Here is a 15,231-nt window from a genome sequence, read left to right as displayed (position 1 = left end):
AAGCGCGAGAGGCCAAACGCAAGAAGCCCGGTCTCGCGACCGGGCTTCCTGAAACCGCACCAAAGTGGGTATGAACCCTTACTTGGCGTCCTGCGGGAAGTAGCTGTACTTGCCGTCCGGACCCTTCTTCCACTCGTACATGATGTAGCCTGGAAGCTTCGGGTCGCCCTTTTCGTCGAACGACATGTCGCCGAGAACGGTCGGGAACGGGCCCTTTGCCTTCATTGCAGCAGCAACAGCTTCAGCATCGTTCGAACCGGCAGCCTTTGCTCCACCAGCGATCGACTGCAACGCGGCGTAGGAGTAAAGCGTGTAAGCTTCCGGGTTGAAGCCCGCAGCCTTGAACTTCGCAACGAGGTCCTTGTTGGCCGGGTTCAGCGTCGGATCAGGACCGAAGGTGTTCAGCGTGCCGGCAACAGCGTCGCCAGCGATCGATGCCAGTTCGTTCGAAACGATACCGTCACCGGAAACGAGCGTAGCCTTCAGGCCCTGGTCGGCAGCCTGACGGATGATCAGACCAGCTTCGGTGTGGAGACCACCCCAGTAGATGATCGTGACGCCGGCTTCCTTCATCTTGGCGATCAGGGCCGAGAAGTCCTTGTCACCGACGTTGATGCCTTCGTAAAGGGCTTCGGTCGTGCCAGCAGCGTTCAGAGACTTCTTGGTTTCGTCAGCCAGACCCTGGCCGTAAGGCGTCTTGTCGTGGATGACGGCGATCTTGGCGTCCTTAAAGTGGTCAGCAAGATACTTGCCGGCGATTGCGCCCTGCTGGTCGTCACGACCGCAGGTACGGAACGTGTTCCAGAGGCCACGCTCGGTGAACTTCGGGTTCGTAGCGGCCGGGGTGATTTCGAGCATGCCGTTTTCAGCGTAAACTTCGGAAGCCGGGATCGAAACGCCCGAGTTGAAGTGGCCGATAACGAACTTGACGCCGTCAGCCGCAAACTTGTTCGCAACCGAAATGCCCTGCTTCGGGTCGGAGACGTCGTCGCCGAGTACGACCTTGATCTGCTCGCCGTTGATGCCGCCCGCAGCGTTGATGTCGGCAGCGGCCTGCTCTGCGCCCTTCTGGAGCTGAGCGCCGAATGCAGCGTTCGGGCCGGTCAGCGGACCAGCAACGCCAACGATGATGTCGGCCCATGCGTTGCCGCTGAAGGCGACCATCGCCGTCAGAGCTACAGCCGACAGGAGAGACTTTTTCATTCTATTACTCCCAATTTTCTAGCGGGTTCCGTTCCACTACCCAGCGCATTACCCACTTTACTGCGCCAGGAAACTTGTTCCACTCCGGGGAGCAATCTGTCCCTAGATTCAACCGGCTGTCAATGTTTTGCCTTCCAGGAGAAGGGGGACGTCTTTTCGTATAGCCAGTAGTAGTTATTGACCATCTGGTTGGTTCGGCGATAGCGATAGCCGGCCGTCGAGAAGATCGAAAGAAGGACCAGGTCGATCACGTAGTAAAAGGCGCTGAGAACCGGTCCATCAAACAGCGCATGATGCAGGAACTGCATCGCTCCAGCGAGAAGCACGGTGTAAGCGATGACCAACGGATAGTCGCTCCAGCTGTCAGCCGCGGCCTTGCCTGCCCGCCACGCAGTCCAAAATCCGATCAGCACGACGAAAAGCCGAATGGCGCTGCGCACGCCTGTATCGCCTTCAAAGAAAAGTCCCTGCATATCAAAGTCTCCCCTTCGTCATGCTCAATGACGTCCGCCTTCGAGATAGGCGGCACGCACTTCCGGATTTGCGAGCAGCTCCATACCGGAACCGCTCATTGTGACCTTGCCGTTGACCATGACATAGGCACGGTCCGACAAGCGCAGAGCTGCAAAAGCGTTCTGCTCCACGAGGAAGACGGTTAGCCCTTCTTCCTTGTTCAATTTCTTGATCGCCGCGAAAATGCCCTTGACGATCAGCGGCGCGAGACCAAGCGAGGGCTCGTCGAGAAGCAGCAGCTTCGGACGCGCCATCAGCGCGCGACCGATCGAGAGCATCTGCTGCTCGCCTCCCGAGAGCGTGCCGCCGCGCTGGCCTTGGCGTTCCTTCAGGCGCGGGAACATCGCAAAGACTTTCTCGACGTCCTGGCTGAAATATTTCAGGTTGTCGAGGCCAGCGCCCATCTGGAGATTTTCCATGACGGTCATGCGCGGGAAAATGCGCCGCCCCTCCGGCGACTGGGCGATGCGCAGCCGTGCGATCTCGTGCGTCGGCAGACGCGTGATGTCCTGGCCATCGAAGATCACCGAGCCGGTGCGTGCCTGTGGGCTTCCGCAAATTGTCATCATCAGGGTCGACTTGCCGGCGCCGTTGGCACCGATCAGACTGACGATCTCGCCGCGATGGACCTCGACATCAATTCCGGCCAGGGCCCGGATGTTGCCATAATAGGTTTCAACGCCCTGAACGTTTAGAAGTGGCTGACCATTCATCAGTGCGAGCCTCCTTCGAGGTTCTCTACGGCTGCAATCACTTCTTCCACTTCCTCGTCCTCGACACCGAGATAGGCTGCGATAACCCGCGGGTCCTGCTTCACTTCATCAGGCGTGCCGTCGGAGATCTTCTGGCCGTATTCCAGCACGACGACATGGTCGGAAATTTCCATGACCACCGACATGTCGTGCTCAATCAGCAAGATCGACGTGCCGCTGTCAGCACGAATGCTGCGCAGCAGCGCGTTCAGCGCAGCCGACTCTCTTGGATTGAGGCCAGCGGCGGGCTCATCGAGGCACAGAAGCTCCGGTTCGGTGCACATGGCGCGCGCGATCTCAAGCCGGCGCTGTGCGCCGTAGGGCAGATCACCAGCGGGGTCATCGGCACGATCGATGAGATCGGCCTTCTCCAGCCAGTGGCGCGCCAGTTCAATGGCGTTCTTCGCCTCAACCCGATATGGCCCGATGCCCACCAGGCCCATCACCGTAAACCCGGACGCCTTCATCAGCTTGTTGTGCTGGGCGACGAGCAGGTTTTCGAGAACCGTCAGACCGGAAAACAGCCGTATGTTCTGGAACGTGCGGGCAACCCTGGCCTCCTTGGTGATCCGGAAATCTGGAAGCCGTTCAAGCAGGAACTCCTTGCCGCTCTTCTGCTTCAGCGTGATCATCCCCATCGTCGGCTTGTAGAAACCTGTGATGCAATTGAAGACCGTCGTCTTGCCGGCGCCGTTCGGGCCGATCAATGCGGTAATGTCGCCACGCTTGGCTTCAAATGAGAAGTCGTTGATCGCCATCAGGCCGCCGAACTTCATCGACAGGTGCTCGACCTTGAGCAAAGTATCGCTGGTCATGTTTGTTTCCTGAGGGCTCATCAACCATGGCCCTCCTTGGTAAAGCTGCCGGAAACTGCCTTGCGCTCCTTGAGGAAGGCTGTCGGTTCACGCGACCCCACGAAGCCGCGCGGTTTGATCAGCATCACGACGACCATCGCCAGACCGAACAACAGCATGCGGTAGAGCTCAGGCGTGAAGTCAGGCCCGAAAATCGCTTTCAGGAAGGACATCTCACGCAGCAGTTCCGTGCCGCCGACCATGACGATTGCGGCGATCGCGATCCCCGTCAGCGAGCCCATGCCGCCGAGAACGACGATGGCAAGGATAACTGCCGATTCCAGGAAGACGAACGATTCCGGGGAAACGAAGCCTTGGCGGGCGGCAAAGAAGGAGCCGGCGAAGCCGCCGAACATGGCGCCCGTCGCAAAGGCCGTGAGCTTCGTCGTCACCGTGTTGATGCCAAGCGAGCGGCAGGCGATTTCGTCCTCGCGCATGGCTTCCCATGCGCGGCCGATTGGCATCCGGCGCAGGCGGATCGTCACATAGGCGGTCAGCATGCAAAGGGCCAGGATCAGGTAGAAGAGGAAGATCTTGTAGTAGGCCGAGGAAATCGGCAGATGAAAGAGCTTCGCGAAGCCGCCGGCGCTCGCATCGAAGGGAATACCGAAAAGCGTTGCCTTCGGAATGCCCGAGATACCGAACGTTCCCTTGGTGAGATCCGTCCAGTTGATGATCACCAGGCGAATGATTTCACCGAAGGCCAGCGTTACGATCGCGAGATAGTCACCACGCAGTCGCAGAACCGGGAAGCCCAGAATGACACCCCACAGCGCAGCCAGAATACCGGACAGTGGCAGGAGCACCCAGAACGACAGGCCGAAATAGCTGGATAGAAGCGCGTAAGAATACGCCCCGATCGCGTAGAAGGCGACATAGCCGAGATCGAGCAGTCCAGCGAGACCGACGACGATGTTCAGCCCCCAGGCCAGCATCACATAGATCAGGATCTGGATACCAAAGTTATCCACCCACTTCAGCGAGCCCTGTGGACCGGCAACGGCGTAGATGAACGCGGGATAGAGCAGCAGCGCAACAAGGGCGATCTTCAGGAAGTGCGTGTGGAAAAAGCCCTTCTCAGTCGAAATATCCAGCTCGCCACTGCGCGCCTTCGCCAACTTGCGCGCATCGAGATGCGGCCGCAAAAAGACGACCGTCAGGAAGCGGCCGACGGCGGCAATCGCCACGAAGATGGCAAGAAGGCCCCAGCGCTGGACGATGATCAGTTCGTTGCTGATGTTCTGGTCGGTCTTCAGGCCGACGTAGAGCACGAACATGCCGAATGAAATGAGAGCCGCAAACAGAGCTTCTTTAATACCCTTCTGAACAAGTCCGGGGTTTGCGGACTTGTCAGCGGAACGTACAGCATTTTCCATGACGTTAAACCTTCTCGACTTCCGGCCGACCCAGGATACCTGTCGGCTTGAAGATCAGCACGAAAGCGAGGATGGCGAATGTCGCCACATCCTTGTACGCGATGGTGAAGTAAGCCGACCACAGCGACTCGATGAGACCGATCATCAGTCCCCCGAGAACAGCGCCCGGCAAGGAGCCGATACCGCCAAGAACAGCCGCGGTGAACGCCTTCACACCCGGTACGAAGCCGTCGTTGAAGTTCACGACGCCATAATACATCAGATACATCGTGCCTGCGACCGCAGCGAGCGCCGCACCCATGATGAAGGTAACGGAAATCGTCTGATCGACATTGACGCCCAGCAACGCCGCCATCTTACGATCCTGCTCCGTTGCACGCTGAGCGCGCCCGAGCGACGTATGATTGACGAGATACCAGAACACCGTCAGCAGCACAGCCGTGATGATGATGATGACGATCTGTTTCAGCGAAACGGAGATGCCGGCGACATTGTAGACAGTGCTGACCAGCGGCGGAATCGGCTTGTTGCGCGGGCCCTGGGTCACCTGGATGAAGTTCGACAGCGTGATCGACATGCCGATAGCGGTAATGAGCGGCGCCAGGCGGAACGATCCGCGTAGCGGACGATAAGCAACGCGCTCGATGGTCCAGTTCCACAAACTCGTCATCAGCATCGCAACGACCAGCATCGCCAGCAGCAAAACTGCAACCGGAAGGCCCGCGAACATGGACGTGAGGACGAGAAAAACAATCAGGCCGGCAAAGCCGCCGAGCATGAAAATATCGCCGTGAGCGAAGTTGATCATGCCGATAATGCCGTAAACCATCGTATAGCCAATAGCCACAAGGCCATAGATGGATCCAAGAGTCAGCCCATTAACGAGCTGCTGGACAAAATATTCCATATGTCATTTCCCCTGGATGCAAGCCACTTCAGCCAGCATCTCTTGTTATTAGAGCCTTTGATGAGCCCTTGATTAAGGATTTCATACCGCTTTCAAACCAAAAGGGAAGTGCAAAATCGCAAAGCCCCAAAGTTCTTTGTCGTTTTGGTGAAAATGACTTTTTTGCGTTCAAGAATTCGCTTTTTTTGGCATACTGAGCCTAAGAAAGCGCTTTTTGACTGGAAACGGCCGAGGTAAGCCAGAACCACCCCCCGACGACCAGACTCATCAGCCTGTGTCCGCCGCTGAACGTCTCTCCCCGGAAGTGGTCAACGGCAGACCATGCGCGGGATAAGATTCCCATGGCCGCGAGAATTGCCTATATAAGGTAAGGCGCCTTGCGTTGGCGCAACACGTGACATCCGGAAGGCGAGCAATGCTCGAAACATTTGAGCGCGCCGCTCTGGAAGCGGGCAAGGCAATCATGCAGGTTTACCGGGAGGGATGTCCGTCGGCCAGGAAGGCAGACAACAGCCCGGTCACCATTGCCGACGAGCGAGCCGAGCGCATCATCATCGCACAGCTTGAAGCCGCCTTCCCCAACACGCCGATCATCGCTGAAGAATCGGTGGCAGCCGGCAACGTGCCCGTCATCGGCGCGTCCTTCTTTCTTGTGGACCCGCTCGACGGTACTCGGGAATTCATCGACAAGCGGCCCGAATTTACCGTCAATATTGCCTACATCAGCGACGGGCGCCCTCTCGCCGGAATCGTCTATGCCCCTGCCCTTGGCGTCGCCTTTGCCGGGGAAAACGACAAGGCCGAGAAGCTCCTTGTCGACGACCATTTTCAGGTGACCCAGCGGACTGCCATCCAGGTGCGCCCGCAACCGGCCGACCGGACAGCGCTGGCAAGCAGATCCCACAACAGCCCCCAGACAGACGTCTTTCTTGCGGCCAATGCGATCTCGCAATGCACCAACATCGGCTCTTCGTTGAAATTCTGCATGCTGGCTGAAGGCCTTGCCGACGTCTATCCGCGCTTCACGCGCACGATGGAGTGGGATACGGCCGCCGGCGATGCCGTGCTGCGCGCCGCGGGCGGCTCGACAGTCACACTGGACGGGTTGCCGCTGACCTACGGCAAGACGTCGCAGGCGCATGACAGCGACTTCGCCAACCCGAACTTCATTTCCTGGGGCAGTGCCAGATCCGTGTTGGAGCGGGCCTAGCCGCGTCGAAAGAACGCGCAACATCAGCGACACGTGCGTTGCGCCGTCCACGCCCCGTCTGCGGCATCTAGGATTCGCGGTGAATGAAAACACGCCGCCAATCCGGCTATTCCTGGAGCCGCAAACCGTTTCAGCCTCCGCAGCACGCCATACCGCCTTCAAATAGCGTCGCTTCAATGACGGAGACTGGCTGGCGCTCCTGCATCACGGGCAGCGCGCGGTCTGAGTTCGCAGCCGCAAAGACCGAACGTTCGGCAATGATGCTGTCGATCAGGTCGATGGGGCGCCTAGAGGAGGCGGTAGCGGAATGCACGGGCAATTGCCTGCATGCGATTGACGGAATCGAGCTTTCGCATTGCGCTCTTCAAGTAACCGACAACCGTATGCGCGGAGAGGTCAAGAATAATCGCGATCTCTTCGCTACTCTTTCCAGCGGCCGACCAGCGCAGGCATTCGATTTCCCGGTTGCCGAGGCTTTCGCTCGGTTTCTCCACAGGGTTCTGCTGCCCGAATAGTTCCAGGAATTCCATCGCCCGAAACACCTGCTCCATCACCTCCGCACGCGTGAGGCGCGCGCGCTCACCCGAGAATGCGAAGATGTACTGCCGCAAGTGCATATCATGCAGTGCAAAGGCAAACGTGGTTTTCAAGCCATGGACTGTGAAGAGCGCCGCAAGCCGCTGGTTCTCCTGGTTTGCCGCCGTGCTCTCGAACGACGCCTTATCGCACAGGACCGGCATCGCCGTCTTCTTGAGAGCTGCGACCAGCTTACAGCAATGGAAGAGATCAACCTCCTCATAGAAATCAATGAGCTCTTGTGGCCAGTTGCAGGCAAGACAGTTGCTGGCGAAGCCGCTGCGGTCTCCACGTGGAAATTCCGCCAGCAAGTAGTGGTTGAATCCCGTCTCCCTTGCCATCTCGGCCACGCAATCATTGAGCCGTTCCGCCGACATATCCTGCCCAGACGCGATCCGCGAGCAAACAGCGTCATCCGCGCCGTCGCTGACGACGCGTTCTTGTCTCTTCATTCTCTTGTCCCTCGGCGGCTAACTCCGGCTCAGTTTCTTCATTTGCCAACCCGAATGTGGCCGCGCGGCGTCTGGGAAAAGCAAAAGACGCCGTATCAAAAGGATACGAAGCAAAACGCCTTGGTCATTCCGGACACTACAATAAGAACGGAGACGAAGTCTTGCGCTCACTACTATGTTGCGGCGCTTATAAATTGGCGATTATCAATTGCCCACCAACCATTACGCATGGCTCCCATGCGCTGACCACAAATTTACGTTGGGGAAGGCTGCGCGGGCGCAAGTCGCTTCTTGGCAAGTCGACGCCTAAATTTCTTATCAAAGTGTTACGATGCGCTTAGGCAATTCTTAAATGTGACAAGCTAGAGTGGCTGCCGTGGTCTTGAGTTGTGTAGAGAGTCCAATGACCGAAATGATACGTCCCCGAGTAAAATATGTCATCGGCCCCGATGGCAGCCCGCTGACGATTGCGGATTTGCCGCCGCCGAATACGCGGCGCTGGGTGATCCGCCGCAAAGCTGAGGTTGTAGCTGCGGTCCGCGGTGGCCTGTTGAGCTTGGAAGAAGCCTGCGAGCGTTACACGCTGACTGTCGAAGAGTTTCTGTCCTGGCAGTCTTCCATCAACAGCCACGGCCTTGCCGGTTTACGCACCACGCGCATCCAGCAGTATCGCCACTGACAAGCCCTTCCTGGGCAACGAATTCTACGTTTCGGGCCGCTTGCATTTCCTGAGGGGATAGACAGACGGCCCGAAATCGTTGACGCAGCCAGCCGATGGCCTGCTTCAACCAGCTGCTACAAGCTTCACCGCGAGTTCCGTGCCCCATAGACCACTTGGCAGGAACTCGTTCGGTGACGCCGCAACAGCACCCGGGGCCATTTCCCCCTCCGCCCATCGAACACAGTGTCCTCACCGACCGGCTTGGCGTCGCCAGCATGACATGCGAGTTTCCACCAACAGCATAGTGTTGATGAGGAATGGCAATGGACATCAAGAACGAAGAAAATCCCTCCGGCGGCCGCTACGTTGCAGTGGTGGAAGGCCACGAGGCCGAAATGACCTACTCCCGCGCCTCGCCGAAGCTCGTCATCATTGACCACACCGGGATTCCCGATGCGCTGCGCGGCAAAGGCGTTGGCCAGGCACTTGCTCTGCACGCGGTCGAGGAAGCACACAAGGGGGGATGGAAGATCTTCCCGCTATGCCCCTTCTTCAAGGCGCAGGCGCAACGCCATGAGGAGTGGCGCGACGTCGTCAACGGCTAGAGCCACGCAACGCCAAAAGCCATGTATGACGGACGCGACAGCCCATCATGCATGGCTTTTTTCGAGGCGATTCCCAAGCGCCAAACGGCGCCCGTTTCCTGCCCTTAGGCTCTTGCCCGGACTGCGCCGTCGCGCTCTTCCAGCGCGGCTGCACGTGCGTATTCCGCCTGCATCTCTTCGAGCGCTTGTTCGAGCGCCTCTTCCTGCATCTTCAGTTCCTTGATCGAGACCTGAAGATTGTCCGCGCGCTGGCGTGCTGCCTTTGCGAAGGTCGGATAGGCGAAGTGATTCGGGTCGGAAATGCCGGACTTCTTTTCTTCGACGACGATCTGGCTCTCCAGATCCTTCGTCATCCGATCAAATTCGGACATCATCATCTGCAATTGCTGCAGTTGGCGACGTTTTTCGTTCACCTGAAACTCCTTCAGACGAACTAGGCTCTCACGCGACTTCATACGCATTACTCCAGTGATGCGAGACCCCTGCTCCACTTAAACCGCCCCTGCGGGCCGTTTTGACGCGGCCTGCCGAAAAATTTCCGTCGGTATTAACAAAAACCTACCGTTGGTAACCTTTCGTTTACGGGCATCGTTAATGATAGTGCCGATGATTTAAGGGTCGGTAAACACAACTACGCGATTTCCGATACCGTTTCATTGGTGAGTCGAATGAATCGCTTACCGGCCGTTCTTAATGTAAAACTTAAGAATCTGGCTTTGCGAATTTTCGTTGGAAAACAGCGGAATGGACAAAATATTTAATAAATTCGTTACCTCTTGCCAGAGTGAATCAGAATTTGTTAACCATTTCGTGGCAGCTTCCAAATCACGCAGTGACATATTCGGTATCGCGTAGGGGGCCAGACCACCTTTCGGCGGCGGTAAAGGGGATAAGAATGCGGGTACTACTCATCGAAGATGATAGCGCGACAGCGCAGAGCATCGAATTGATGCTCAAATCAGAAAGTTTTAACGTCTATACCACCGATCTCGGTGAAGAAGGCGTGGATCTCGGGAAGTTGTATGATTATGACATCATCCTTCTCGATTTGAACCTTCCCGACATGTCCGGTTATGAAGTGCTGCGCACTCTGCGCCTGTCCAAGGTCAAGACACCGATCCTCATTCTCTCCGGCATGGCCGGTATTGAAGACAAGGTTCGCGGTCTCGGTTTCGGCGCCGACGACTACATGACCAAGCCGTTCCACAAGGACGAACTGGTCGCGCGCATTCATGCAATTGTCCGTCGTTCCAAGGGCCATGCCCAATCGGTCATCATGACCGGCGAACTGATCGTCAACCTCGACGCCAAGACCGTCGAAGTTGGTGGCCAGCGCGTGCACCTGACGGGCAAGGAATACCAGATGCTGGAGCTGCTTTCGCTCCGCAAGGGCACCACGCTCACCAAGGAAATGTTCCTGAACCACCTCTATGGCGGCATGGACGAGCCGGAACTGAAGATCATCGACGTCTTCATCTGCAAGCTGCGCAAGAAGCTCGCAAATGCTGCCGGCGGCGCGAATTACATCGAAACCGTCTGGGGCCGCGGCTACGTTCTGCGCGAGCCGGATGGAGCCGAGTACGCCGAAACCGCCTGACGTTTCATCCCCTTTGCCAAGACTAAAAAAATCCCGTCCTTTGTGGCGGGATCTCTGTCTGTTTTCGATATAGAAAAAGCCGCCCAGAGGCGGCTTCGATCGGCTGACGGATGTGGGCAACTATGCCGCGATAGCGCGGTTGCCGAAAACGGCCGTCAGTATCTTGCGGTCGAACGGCTTGAGCAGAAAATCGGTGGCCCCTGCCCGCTTGCCCATCATCAGCTTCTTGAGATCGGCCTCGACCACGCAATAGTAGATCTTGACCTCCTTGCCGCCTTCCATGCCGCGAATGGCCGAAATCAACTCGAGCGCACTGTCCATACCGGAATCGACGATGAGGTATTCGGGGAGTTGAACCTGGCAGTTGGAGACAGCTTCGGCAGCACTCGAGGCTTCGCTGACCATGAAATCAAGCTCGGAAAGGATGCGCTTGCCCACCTTCCGAACGACGTCAGATGAATCGGCGATCATAAACCTCTGCATGTCTGCTCCTTGCCCCGGCTTCTGTCGCGGCCGGCCTATTACCAGCCAAAGATAGAAACATTAGGCTAAGGATTTATTACTCGGCGAGCCGAATCGCCGTCGAGGCCTCCATCAAGCGGCGACGACGTCAGCGGTAAATGTCAATTCTTCGGTGGTCGCGCTGTGGCCGAGTTGCATGCCGCATTCATCGGCAAGCAGCACCGTATAATATGGTTGAATCGTGTGGGCATCGATTGCCTCCTCGACCTCCCCGGTCGAAATCTCCACGAATTTCGGCGGCAGGCGCATCAGCTTGCCCTTCGCGACGATCTTGAATTTTGCGTCGAGCTCGGGGTCCTCCAGCGTGACTTCAAGGATGCCGCCACGTGGAATCGACGAATAGGCCACGAGAAAGAGATTGAGCAGCAGCTTGACGCGGTTCTTGGCGATAATCGCACGCGGGCCGCTCCAGGTAACCTCGGTCTTCTTTTCGGCGGCCGCGAAATCCTTTGCCGCGCGTTCGGCTTCACCAGTATCGATCGAGGCACCGACCGAACCGGAAGCACCGAAGGCAAGCCGGGCGAACTTCAGACGGACAGACGCGTTGAGCGCACTTGTCCTGATAAGATCCATCGCATCGGCATCGGCGCCGCCTTCATCAAGAAGCTCCAGACCATTGTTGATTGCGCCGACCGGCGAGATGACGTCGTGGCAGACGCGGCTGCACAGAAGCGCGGCCAGGTCGGGGCCGGTCAGGGTGAGGTTTGGATTCTTCGACATCATCGTCTCCAGGGGCGGCAGGTTCATTCCGCGGTCTATCTTGCGTCATCAAAATTGCGCGACGTTTGCGCCGTACTCGGCGCCATAATGACACCATATTTGGTAAACCGATTGTTAAGACCATACGCGCAAAATGAATGAAACGCCGGAAACGGCTCATCGTACCGACCATGATGAACGGATGACACCATGCGCTCCAATTTCCTCGGAAGATTTTCCGCCATCTGCAGGCTCTTCGTTGCGCTGACACTTTCGCCTCTCATGCTTGTTCCAATAGAGGCATCGGCACAGCAGTCCAACAGCGGCCAGTATTCGATGCAGGAAATCGTCGACGCTGGACACTCGTTCTTCGGCTCGACAAGTGGTGGGCTGGCCAAGGTGATCGAAGCGGCCTTTCAGAAATATGGCCTTCCGAATGGGTACGTTCTCGGCCAGGAAGGCTCGGGCGCCTTCATCGCCGGCCTCACCTATGGCGAAGGTCAGTTGAATACAAAGAATGCCGGCGAGCATCCGCTCTACTGGCAAGGTCCCTCGCTCGGGATCGACTATGGTGGTCAGGGCACACGCGTCATGATGCTGGTTTACGATCTGCCTTCGACCGACGCCATCTACGCGCGCTTCGGCGGCGTCAGCGGTCAGGCCTTCGTTATCGCCGGCTTCGGCATGACGCTTCTCAAGAACAACGATGTACTTGTCGTACCGATCCGCACCGGTGTAGGCGCTCGCCTCGGACTGAACGTCGGCTACCTCAAGGTCACGCCGGGTCCGACCTGGAATCCCTTCTGATTTCCATCTGCGCCAGCGAACTCTCGCTGGCCGTTACCTTTCCGCCACTTGCCCTACGCGTCAGGTCCGCTTAATCATGGTTCTGACGCAAATCAACTTTTGGAAGCCGTGGCCGCGCCGTGATCGAATATGCTCTCTTGTTCGGATTGGGCTTCCTGACAGCAGCGTTCCTCGTCTTCCTGGTATCGCCTGCTGTCCACCGCCGCATCGTCTGGTACACGGAAAACCGGATGCGCGCGACGATGCCGCTCAGCCCGCAGGAAGTGCGCGCGCAGAAGGATATGGTGCGAGCCCTCTACGCCGCCGAAAACGCCAAGACGACACAGCATCTGGTGCGCGAGCGCGAAAAGTCGCTGGCGCTGCAACTGAAGCATGACTCGCTGGCGCTCGATGCAGGACGGTTTGCCGCCGAGATCGGCGGACTGCAGGCCCAGATCAGCGATATGAGTGTCGAGGCCGCGGAACAGCGCTCGCGCCTGCGCAAGGACGAGAACTACATCAGCCAACTGAAGACGAGCCTTCACATCGCCGAGCAGGCAAGCGCCGCCAAGGAAGGCGAACTCGATGCCCTTCGCATGCGCCTCAGCAAGCTTGCGGAGCAGACCGACAATCTCAAGATCGATTTGGCAGCGCGCGAGACCGAAATCGAGAGCATGACATTCAAGGCGAACGCCGTCCGCGTCGAGCGCGACAATCTTCGCCAGGACGTAGGCCTGTTGCAGAAGCGCGCCAAGGATGCCGAGCAGGCACTGGCAAAGCATGAGCACGCCGTCATCAGGCTCGAAGACCAGGCAGGTCGCGATGCGGCGTCTGCGGCCGACAAGGATACCCTTCTTGGACGCCGTCAGCAGGAAATTGCCAAGCTGAAGGACCAGATCAAGGCGGCGAACGCCGAACTGCGCAAGGCAAACAGTGCATTGCGCAACGCTGGCCTTCAGCCCGTAGCCGCAGATGCGGTTTCACAGGAGCGGGCAACCGGGGAAACAATGGCAACCGAACTCGAGACAGCAGCGATTGCAACGCGCCTGAGCGAAGAGGTGCGCAAGCGCGGCGCCGCCGTCTCAAAACAACTTCTGAAAGCGAAATCCGACGCCAGCCACGATGGTGCCATACGCGAAGAGATAGCCGGCATTGCGGCAAGCATGGTTGCGCTGACCGCTATTAACGAAGGTCCGTCGTCGCCGATCCGCGACCTTCTGCCCGATGCCACCGACAATCAGGACGGCGAACGCATCAACCTCGCGCAACGCGCGGCGACGATCCTGTCCGAGCCGGGCTGACATCAAATCAGTTTCGCGGCCGATGACATGGCGAAGAGAGCAATACCCGTTGCCGTCGCCACGTTCAGGCTGTCCAATCCCTCCGATTGCGGGATGCGCGCGCTGTGGAAGCGCTCCAGGACAGCAGGAGGCAGGCCCTCGCCTTCTGTGCCCACAACCAGCGCCATACGCTCCGTCGCGGGGATAGCTCGGATGTCGGCCTCGCCACGCGGCGAAAGCGTCCAGATTGCAAATCCATTCGCCGCAAGCCGTGTCAGCACGTCGAGCCCAGTTCCCTTCCGCTCGTAGGGAACACGGAATACCGAGCCGACTGAGACGCGCAATGCCTTGCGATAGAGCGGATCACACGACGTCTCATCAAGAAAGATGGCATCCGCCTTGAAGGCGGCCGCATTACGGAACATGGAGCCGGCATTGTCATGGTTGGAAATACCGCAGCCGACAAGGACGAGCGACCGTTCGGGCAGCCGATCGACAAGCTCGGCTTCGGCCACCTCTCGCCTGCCAAGCGCCAATACGCCCCGATGGAGATGAAACCCGACGATCCGCTCCAGCACCTCCGCCTCCGCGACATACACCGGAACCTCGTCCGGTAGCCTCTCGAGTATCGAAGCGACACCATCGACACGGTTCCTGAGCAACAGCACCTTTTCGGTCACAAAGCCGCCACCCCGGCTAGCCTCCACCAGCATGCGAAGGACGACCGTGCCCTCCGCGATGAAGCGGTTCTGCCGGCCGGTCAGATCGCGCTCGCGGATGTCGCGAAAATCGGCAATACGAGGATCGTCCGCACTCTCGATGGCAACGAGGCGAGAAGCCATTGCCCTAGCCGCCATTAATCGTCACATCAGCGACAATGCGTCCTGACTTGATATCGACGACGAGGGATTTCATGATTCCGTCGGCGGTTGCGCCAAAGAACATGATCTGGCCTCCTGACAGCGACGACGACTGAATGACGAAGCCCGGCGGCAATGTGGCCGTCACAGACACAGGCGCATCCGACGGCACACCCGCCGATGTCACGGCTGTTGGTTCCTTCGCGGGAGCCCGCATCGTCTTGTAGACAACGGCGCCGAAGACAGCCATAAGGCTCACGAACATGATGACGCCTGAGACGATCTGCAGGCGGATCATCTTGCGCCGGACACGTTCCATCGCCGGATCCAGGGGCTTTTCGTCCTGATCGTCGTCTGGCTGGATATTCGTCATATGTG

The 15,231-nt window shown here is 58.1% G+C and carries 18 protein-coding genes; 6 read left to right on the top strand and 12 right to left on the bottom strand.

From position 1 onward, the window contains the following. Window positions 1–78: 78 nt before the first annotated feature. The 6 genes from BSG20_RS10295 to BSG20_RS10270 all read right to left on the bottom strand — a co-directional run bounded on the left by BSG20_RS10295 (window position 79) and on the right by BSG20_RS10270 (window position 5,605). Entirely contained in the window at window positions 79–1,203 is a 1,125-nt protein-coding gene (locus BSG20_RS10295) for a branched-chain amino acid ABC transporter substrate-binding protein (protein ID WP_072374449.1), read from the bottom strand. 119 nt (window positions 1,204–1,322) lie between these two features. Continuing rightward, entirely contained in the window at window positions 1,323–1,676 is a 354-nt protein-coding gene (locus BSG20_RS10290; protein WP_072374446.1) for a DUF6867 family protein, read from the bottom strand. Window positions 1,677–1,700: 24 nt separating this feature from the next. Then, entirely contained in the window at window positions 1,701–2,429 is a 729-nt protein-coding gene (locus tag BSG20_RS10285) for an ABC transporter ATP-binding protein (RefSeq protein ID WP_072374442.1), read from the bottom strand. Further along, complete coding sequence (locus tag BSG20_RS10280) at window positions 2,429–3,304, bottom strand: ABC transporter ATP-binding protein (protein ID WP_072374439.1); 876 nt, start codon at window positions 3,302–3,304, stop codon at window positions 2,429–2,431. The genes BSG20_RS10285 and BSG20_RS10280 overlap by 1 nt, the downstream gene beginning before the upstream one ends. Further along, the gene (gene livM / locus BSG20_RS10275; protein WP_072374436.1) at window positions 3,304–4,698 is read right to left on the bottom strand and encodes a high-affinity branched-chain amino acid ABC transporter permease LivM; all 1,395 of its coding nucleotides are present in this window, start codon (window positions 4,696–4,698) and stop codon (window positions 3,304–3,306) included. The genes BSG20_RS10280 and livM overlap by 1 nt, the downstream gene beginning before the upstream one ends. A 4-nt stretch (window positions 4,699–4,702) precedes the next feature. Continuing rightward, window positions 4,703–5,605 (bottom strand): branched-chain amino acid ABC transporter permease, encoded by a 903-nt coding sequence (locus BSG20_RS10270; protein WP_072374432.1) that lies wholly within the window; start codon window positions 5,603–5,605, stop codon window positions 4,703–4,705. Between the two features lie 415 nt (window positions 5,606–6,020). Here BSG20_RS10270 and cysQ point away from each other — a divergent pair, with 415 nt between their 5' ends. Next, window positions 6,021–6,815, top strand: coding sequence for a 3'(2'),5'-bisphosphate nucleotidase CysQ (gene cysQ / locus BSG20_RS10265; protein ID WP_072374429.1), 795 nt, complete (start codon window positions 6,021–6,023; stop codon window positions 6,813–6,815). 287 nt (window positions 6,816–7,102) lie between these two features. Here cysQ and BSG20_RS10255 read toward each other — a convergent pair whose 3' ends face one another. Then, on the bottom strand, window positions 7,103–7,843 hold the full coding sequence (locus BSG20_RS10255) for a helix-turn-helix transcriptional regulator (protein WP_072374423.1): 741 nt from the start codon (window positions 7,841–7,843) through the stop codon (window positions 7,103–7,105). A gap of 403 nt (window positions 7,844–8,246) precedes the next feature. Between BSG20_RS10255 and sciP the strand changes: the two genes are divergently transcribed. After that, window positions 8,247–8,522: a CtrA inhibitor SciP gene (gene sciP, locus BSG20_RS10250; RefSeq protein WP_007533628.1), complete on the top strand. Its 276-nt coding sequence runs from the start codon at window positions 8,247–8,249 to the stop codon at window positions 8,520–8,522. Window positions 8,523–8,827: 305 nt separating this feature from the next. Further along, window positions 8,828–9,109 (top strand): GNAT family N-acetyltransferase, encoded by a 282-nt coding sequence (locus BSG20_RS10245; RefSeq protein WP_072374420.1) that lies wholly within the window; start codon window positions 8,828–8,830, stop codon window positions 9,107–9,109. A gap of 104 nt (window positions 9,110–9,213) precedes the next feature. Here the strand turns inward: BSG20_RS10245 and BSG20_RS10240 are convergent, their stop codons facing one another. Continuing rightward, the gene (locus BSG20_RS10240) at window positions 9,214–9,564 is read right to left on the bottom strand and encodes a hypothetical protein (protein ID WP_037137121.1); all 351 of its coding nucleotides are present in this window, start codon (window positions 9,562–9,564) and stop codon (window positions 9,214–9,216) included. A gap of 440 nt (window positions 9,565–10,004) precedes the next feature. Between BSG20_RS10240 and ctrA the strand changes: the two genes are divergently transcribed. Then, window positions 10,005–10,706, top strand: coding sequence for a response regulator transcription factor CtrA (ctrA, locus tag BSG20_RS10235; RefSeq protein WP_003542362.1), 702 nt, complete (start codon window positions 10,005–10,007; stop codon window positions 10,704–10,706). A 120-nt stretch (window positions 10,707–10,826) separates the two neighbouring features. On the opposite strand, the gene BSG20_RS10230 is transcribed toward ctrA, so the two are convergent. Next, window positions 10,827–11,189: a response regulator gene (locus tag BSG20_RS10230; RefSeq protein WP_072374417.1), complete on the bottom strand. Its 363-nt coding sequence runs from the start codon at window positions 11,187–11,189 to the stop codon at window positions 10,827–10,829. Window positions 11,190–11,300: 111 nt separating this feature from the next. Then, window positions 11,301–11,948, bottom strand: coding sequence for a histidine phosphotransferase ChpT (gene chpT, locus BSG20_RS10225; RefSeq protein WP_072374634.1), 648 nt, complete (start codon window positions 11,946–11,948; stop codon window positions 11,301–11,303). 189 nt (window positions 11,949–12,137) lie between these two features. Between chpT and BSG20_RS10220 the strand changes: the two genes are divergently transcribed. Together BSG20_RS10220 and BSG20_RS10215 are read left to right on the top strand one after the other, a co-directional pair. Beyond that, window positions 12,138–12,734 carry a DUF1134 domain-containing protein gene (locus BSG20_RS10220; protein ID WP_072374414.1) on the top strand — a complete coding sequence of 199 codons (597 nt, stop codon included), beginning with the start codon at window positions 12,138–12,140 and terminating at the stop codon, window positions 12,732–12,734. Window positions 12,735–12,853: 119 nt separating this feature from the next. Further along, complete coding sequence (locus BSG20_RS10215; RefSeq protein WP_072374411.1) at window positions 12,854–14,014, top strand: coiled-coil domain-containing protein; 1,161 nt, start codon at window positions 12,854–12,856, stop codon at window positions 14,012–14,014. Between the two features lie 2 nt (window positions 14,015–14,016). On the opposite strand, the gene BSG20_RS10210 is transcribed toward BSG20_RS10215, so the two are convergent. Then, the gene (locus BSG20_RS10210) at window positions 14,017–14,835 is read right to left on the bottom strand and encodes a TrmH family RNA methyltransferase (protein ID WP_072374408.1); all 819 of its coding nucleotides are present in this window, start codon (window positions 14,833–14,835) and stop codon (window positions 14,017–14,019) included. 4 nt (window positions 14,836–14,839) lie between these two features. Beyond that, window positions 14,840–15,226 carry a hypothetical protein gene (locus BSG20_RS10205; protein WP_072374405.1) on the bottom strand — a complete coding sequence of 129 codons (387 nt, stop codon included), beginning with the start codon at window positions 15,224–15,226 and terminating at the stop codon, window positions 14,840–14,842. Window positions 15,227–15,231 lie beyond the last annotated feature (5 nt).

This window comes from Rhizobium tibeticum (assembly GCF_900110205.1).
Taxonomy (GTDB): domain Bacteria; phylum Pseudomonadota; class Alphaproteobacteria; order Rhizobiales; family Rhizobiaceae; genus Rhizobium; species Rhizobium tibeticum.
This window is presented reverse-complemented; position numbering and strand designations above follow the sequence as displayed.

Excerpts from the sequence above, each read along its gene's own strand:
- livM (WP_072374436.1), bottom strand. The coding sequence starts at position 4,698 with ATGGAAAATGCTGTACGTTCCGCTGACAAGTCCGCAAACCCCGGACTT.
- ctrA (WP_003542362.1), top strand. The coding sequence starts at position 10,005 with ATGCGGGTACTACTCATCGAAGATGATAGCGCGACAGCGCAGAGCATC.
- BSG20_RS10210 (WP_072374408.1), bottom strand. The coding sequence starts at position 14,835 with ATGGCTTCTCGCCTCGTTGCCATCGAGAGTGCGGACGATCCTCGTATT.
- BSG20_RS10255 (WP_072374423.1), bottom strand. The coding sequence starts at position 7,843 with ATGAAGAGACAAGAACGCGTCGTCAGCGACGGCGCGGATGACGCTGTT.
- BSG20_RS10270 (WP_072374432.1), bottom strand. The coding sequence starts at position 5,605 with ATGGAATATTTTGTCCAGCAGCTCGTTAATGGGCTGACTCTTGGATCC.
- cysQ (WP_072374429.1), top strand. The coding sequence starts at position 6,021 with ATGCTCGAAACATTTGAGCGCGCCGCTCTGGAAGCGGGCAAGGCAATC.
- sciP (WP_007533628.1), top strand. The coding sequence starts at position 8,247 with ATGACCGAAATGATACGTCCCCGAGTAAAATATGTCATCGGCCCCGAT.
- BSG20_RS10220 (WP_072374414.1), top strand. The coding sequence starts at position 12,138 with ATGCGCTCCAATTTCCTCGGAAGATTTTCCGCCATCTGCAGGCTCTTC.
- BSG20_RS10290 (WP_072374446.1), bottom strand. The coding sequence starts at position 1,676 with ATGCAGGGACTTTTCTTTGAAGGCGATACAGGCGTGCGCAGCGCCATT.
- BSG20_RS10240 (WP_037137121.1), bottom strand. The coding sequence starts at position 9,564 with ATGAAGTCGCGTGAGAGCCTAGTTCGTCTGAAGGAGTTTCAGGTGAAC.
- BSG20_RS10230 (WP_072374417.1), bottom strand. The coding sequence starts at position 11,189 with ATGCAGAGGTTTATGATCGCCGATTCATCTGACGTCGTTCGGAAGGTG.
- BSG20_RS10285 (WP_072374442.1), bottom strand. The coding sequence starts at position 2,429 with ATGAATGGTCAGCCACTTCTAAACGTTCAGGGCGTTGAAACCTATTAT.
- BSG20_RS10245 (WP_072374420.1), top strand. The coding sequence starts at position 8,828 with ATGGACATCAAGAACGAAGAAAATCCCTCCGGCGGCCGCTACGTTGCA.
- BSG20_RS10295 (WP_072374449.1), bottom strand. The coding sequence starts at position 1,203 with ATGAAAAAGTCTCTCCTGTCGGCTGTAGCTCTGACGGCGATGGTCGCC.
- BSG20_RS10280 (WP_072374439.1), bottom strand. The coding sequence starts at position 3,304 with ATGAGCCCTCAGGAAACAAACATGACCAGCGATACTTTGCTCAAGGTC.
- BSG20_RS10205 (WP_072374405.1), bottom strand. The coding sequence starts at position 15,226 with ATGACGAATATCCAGCCAGACGACGATCAGGACGAAAAGCCCCTGGAT.
- chpT (WP_072374634.1), bottom strand. The coding sequence starts at position 11,948 with ATGTCGAAGAATCCAAACCTCACCCTGACCGGCCCCGACCTGGCCGCG.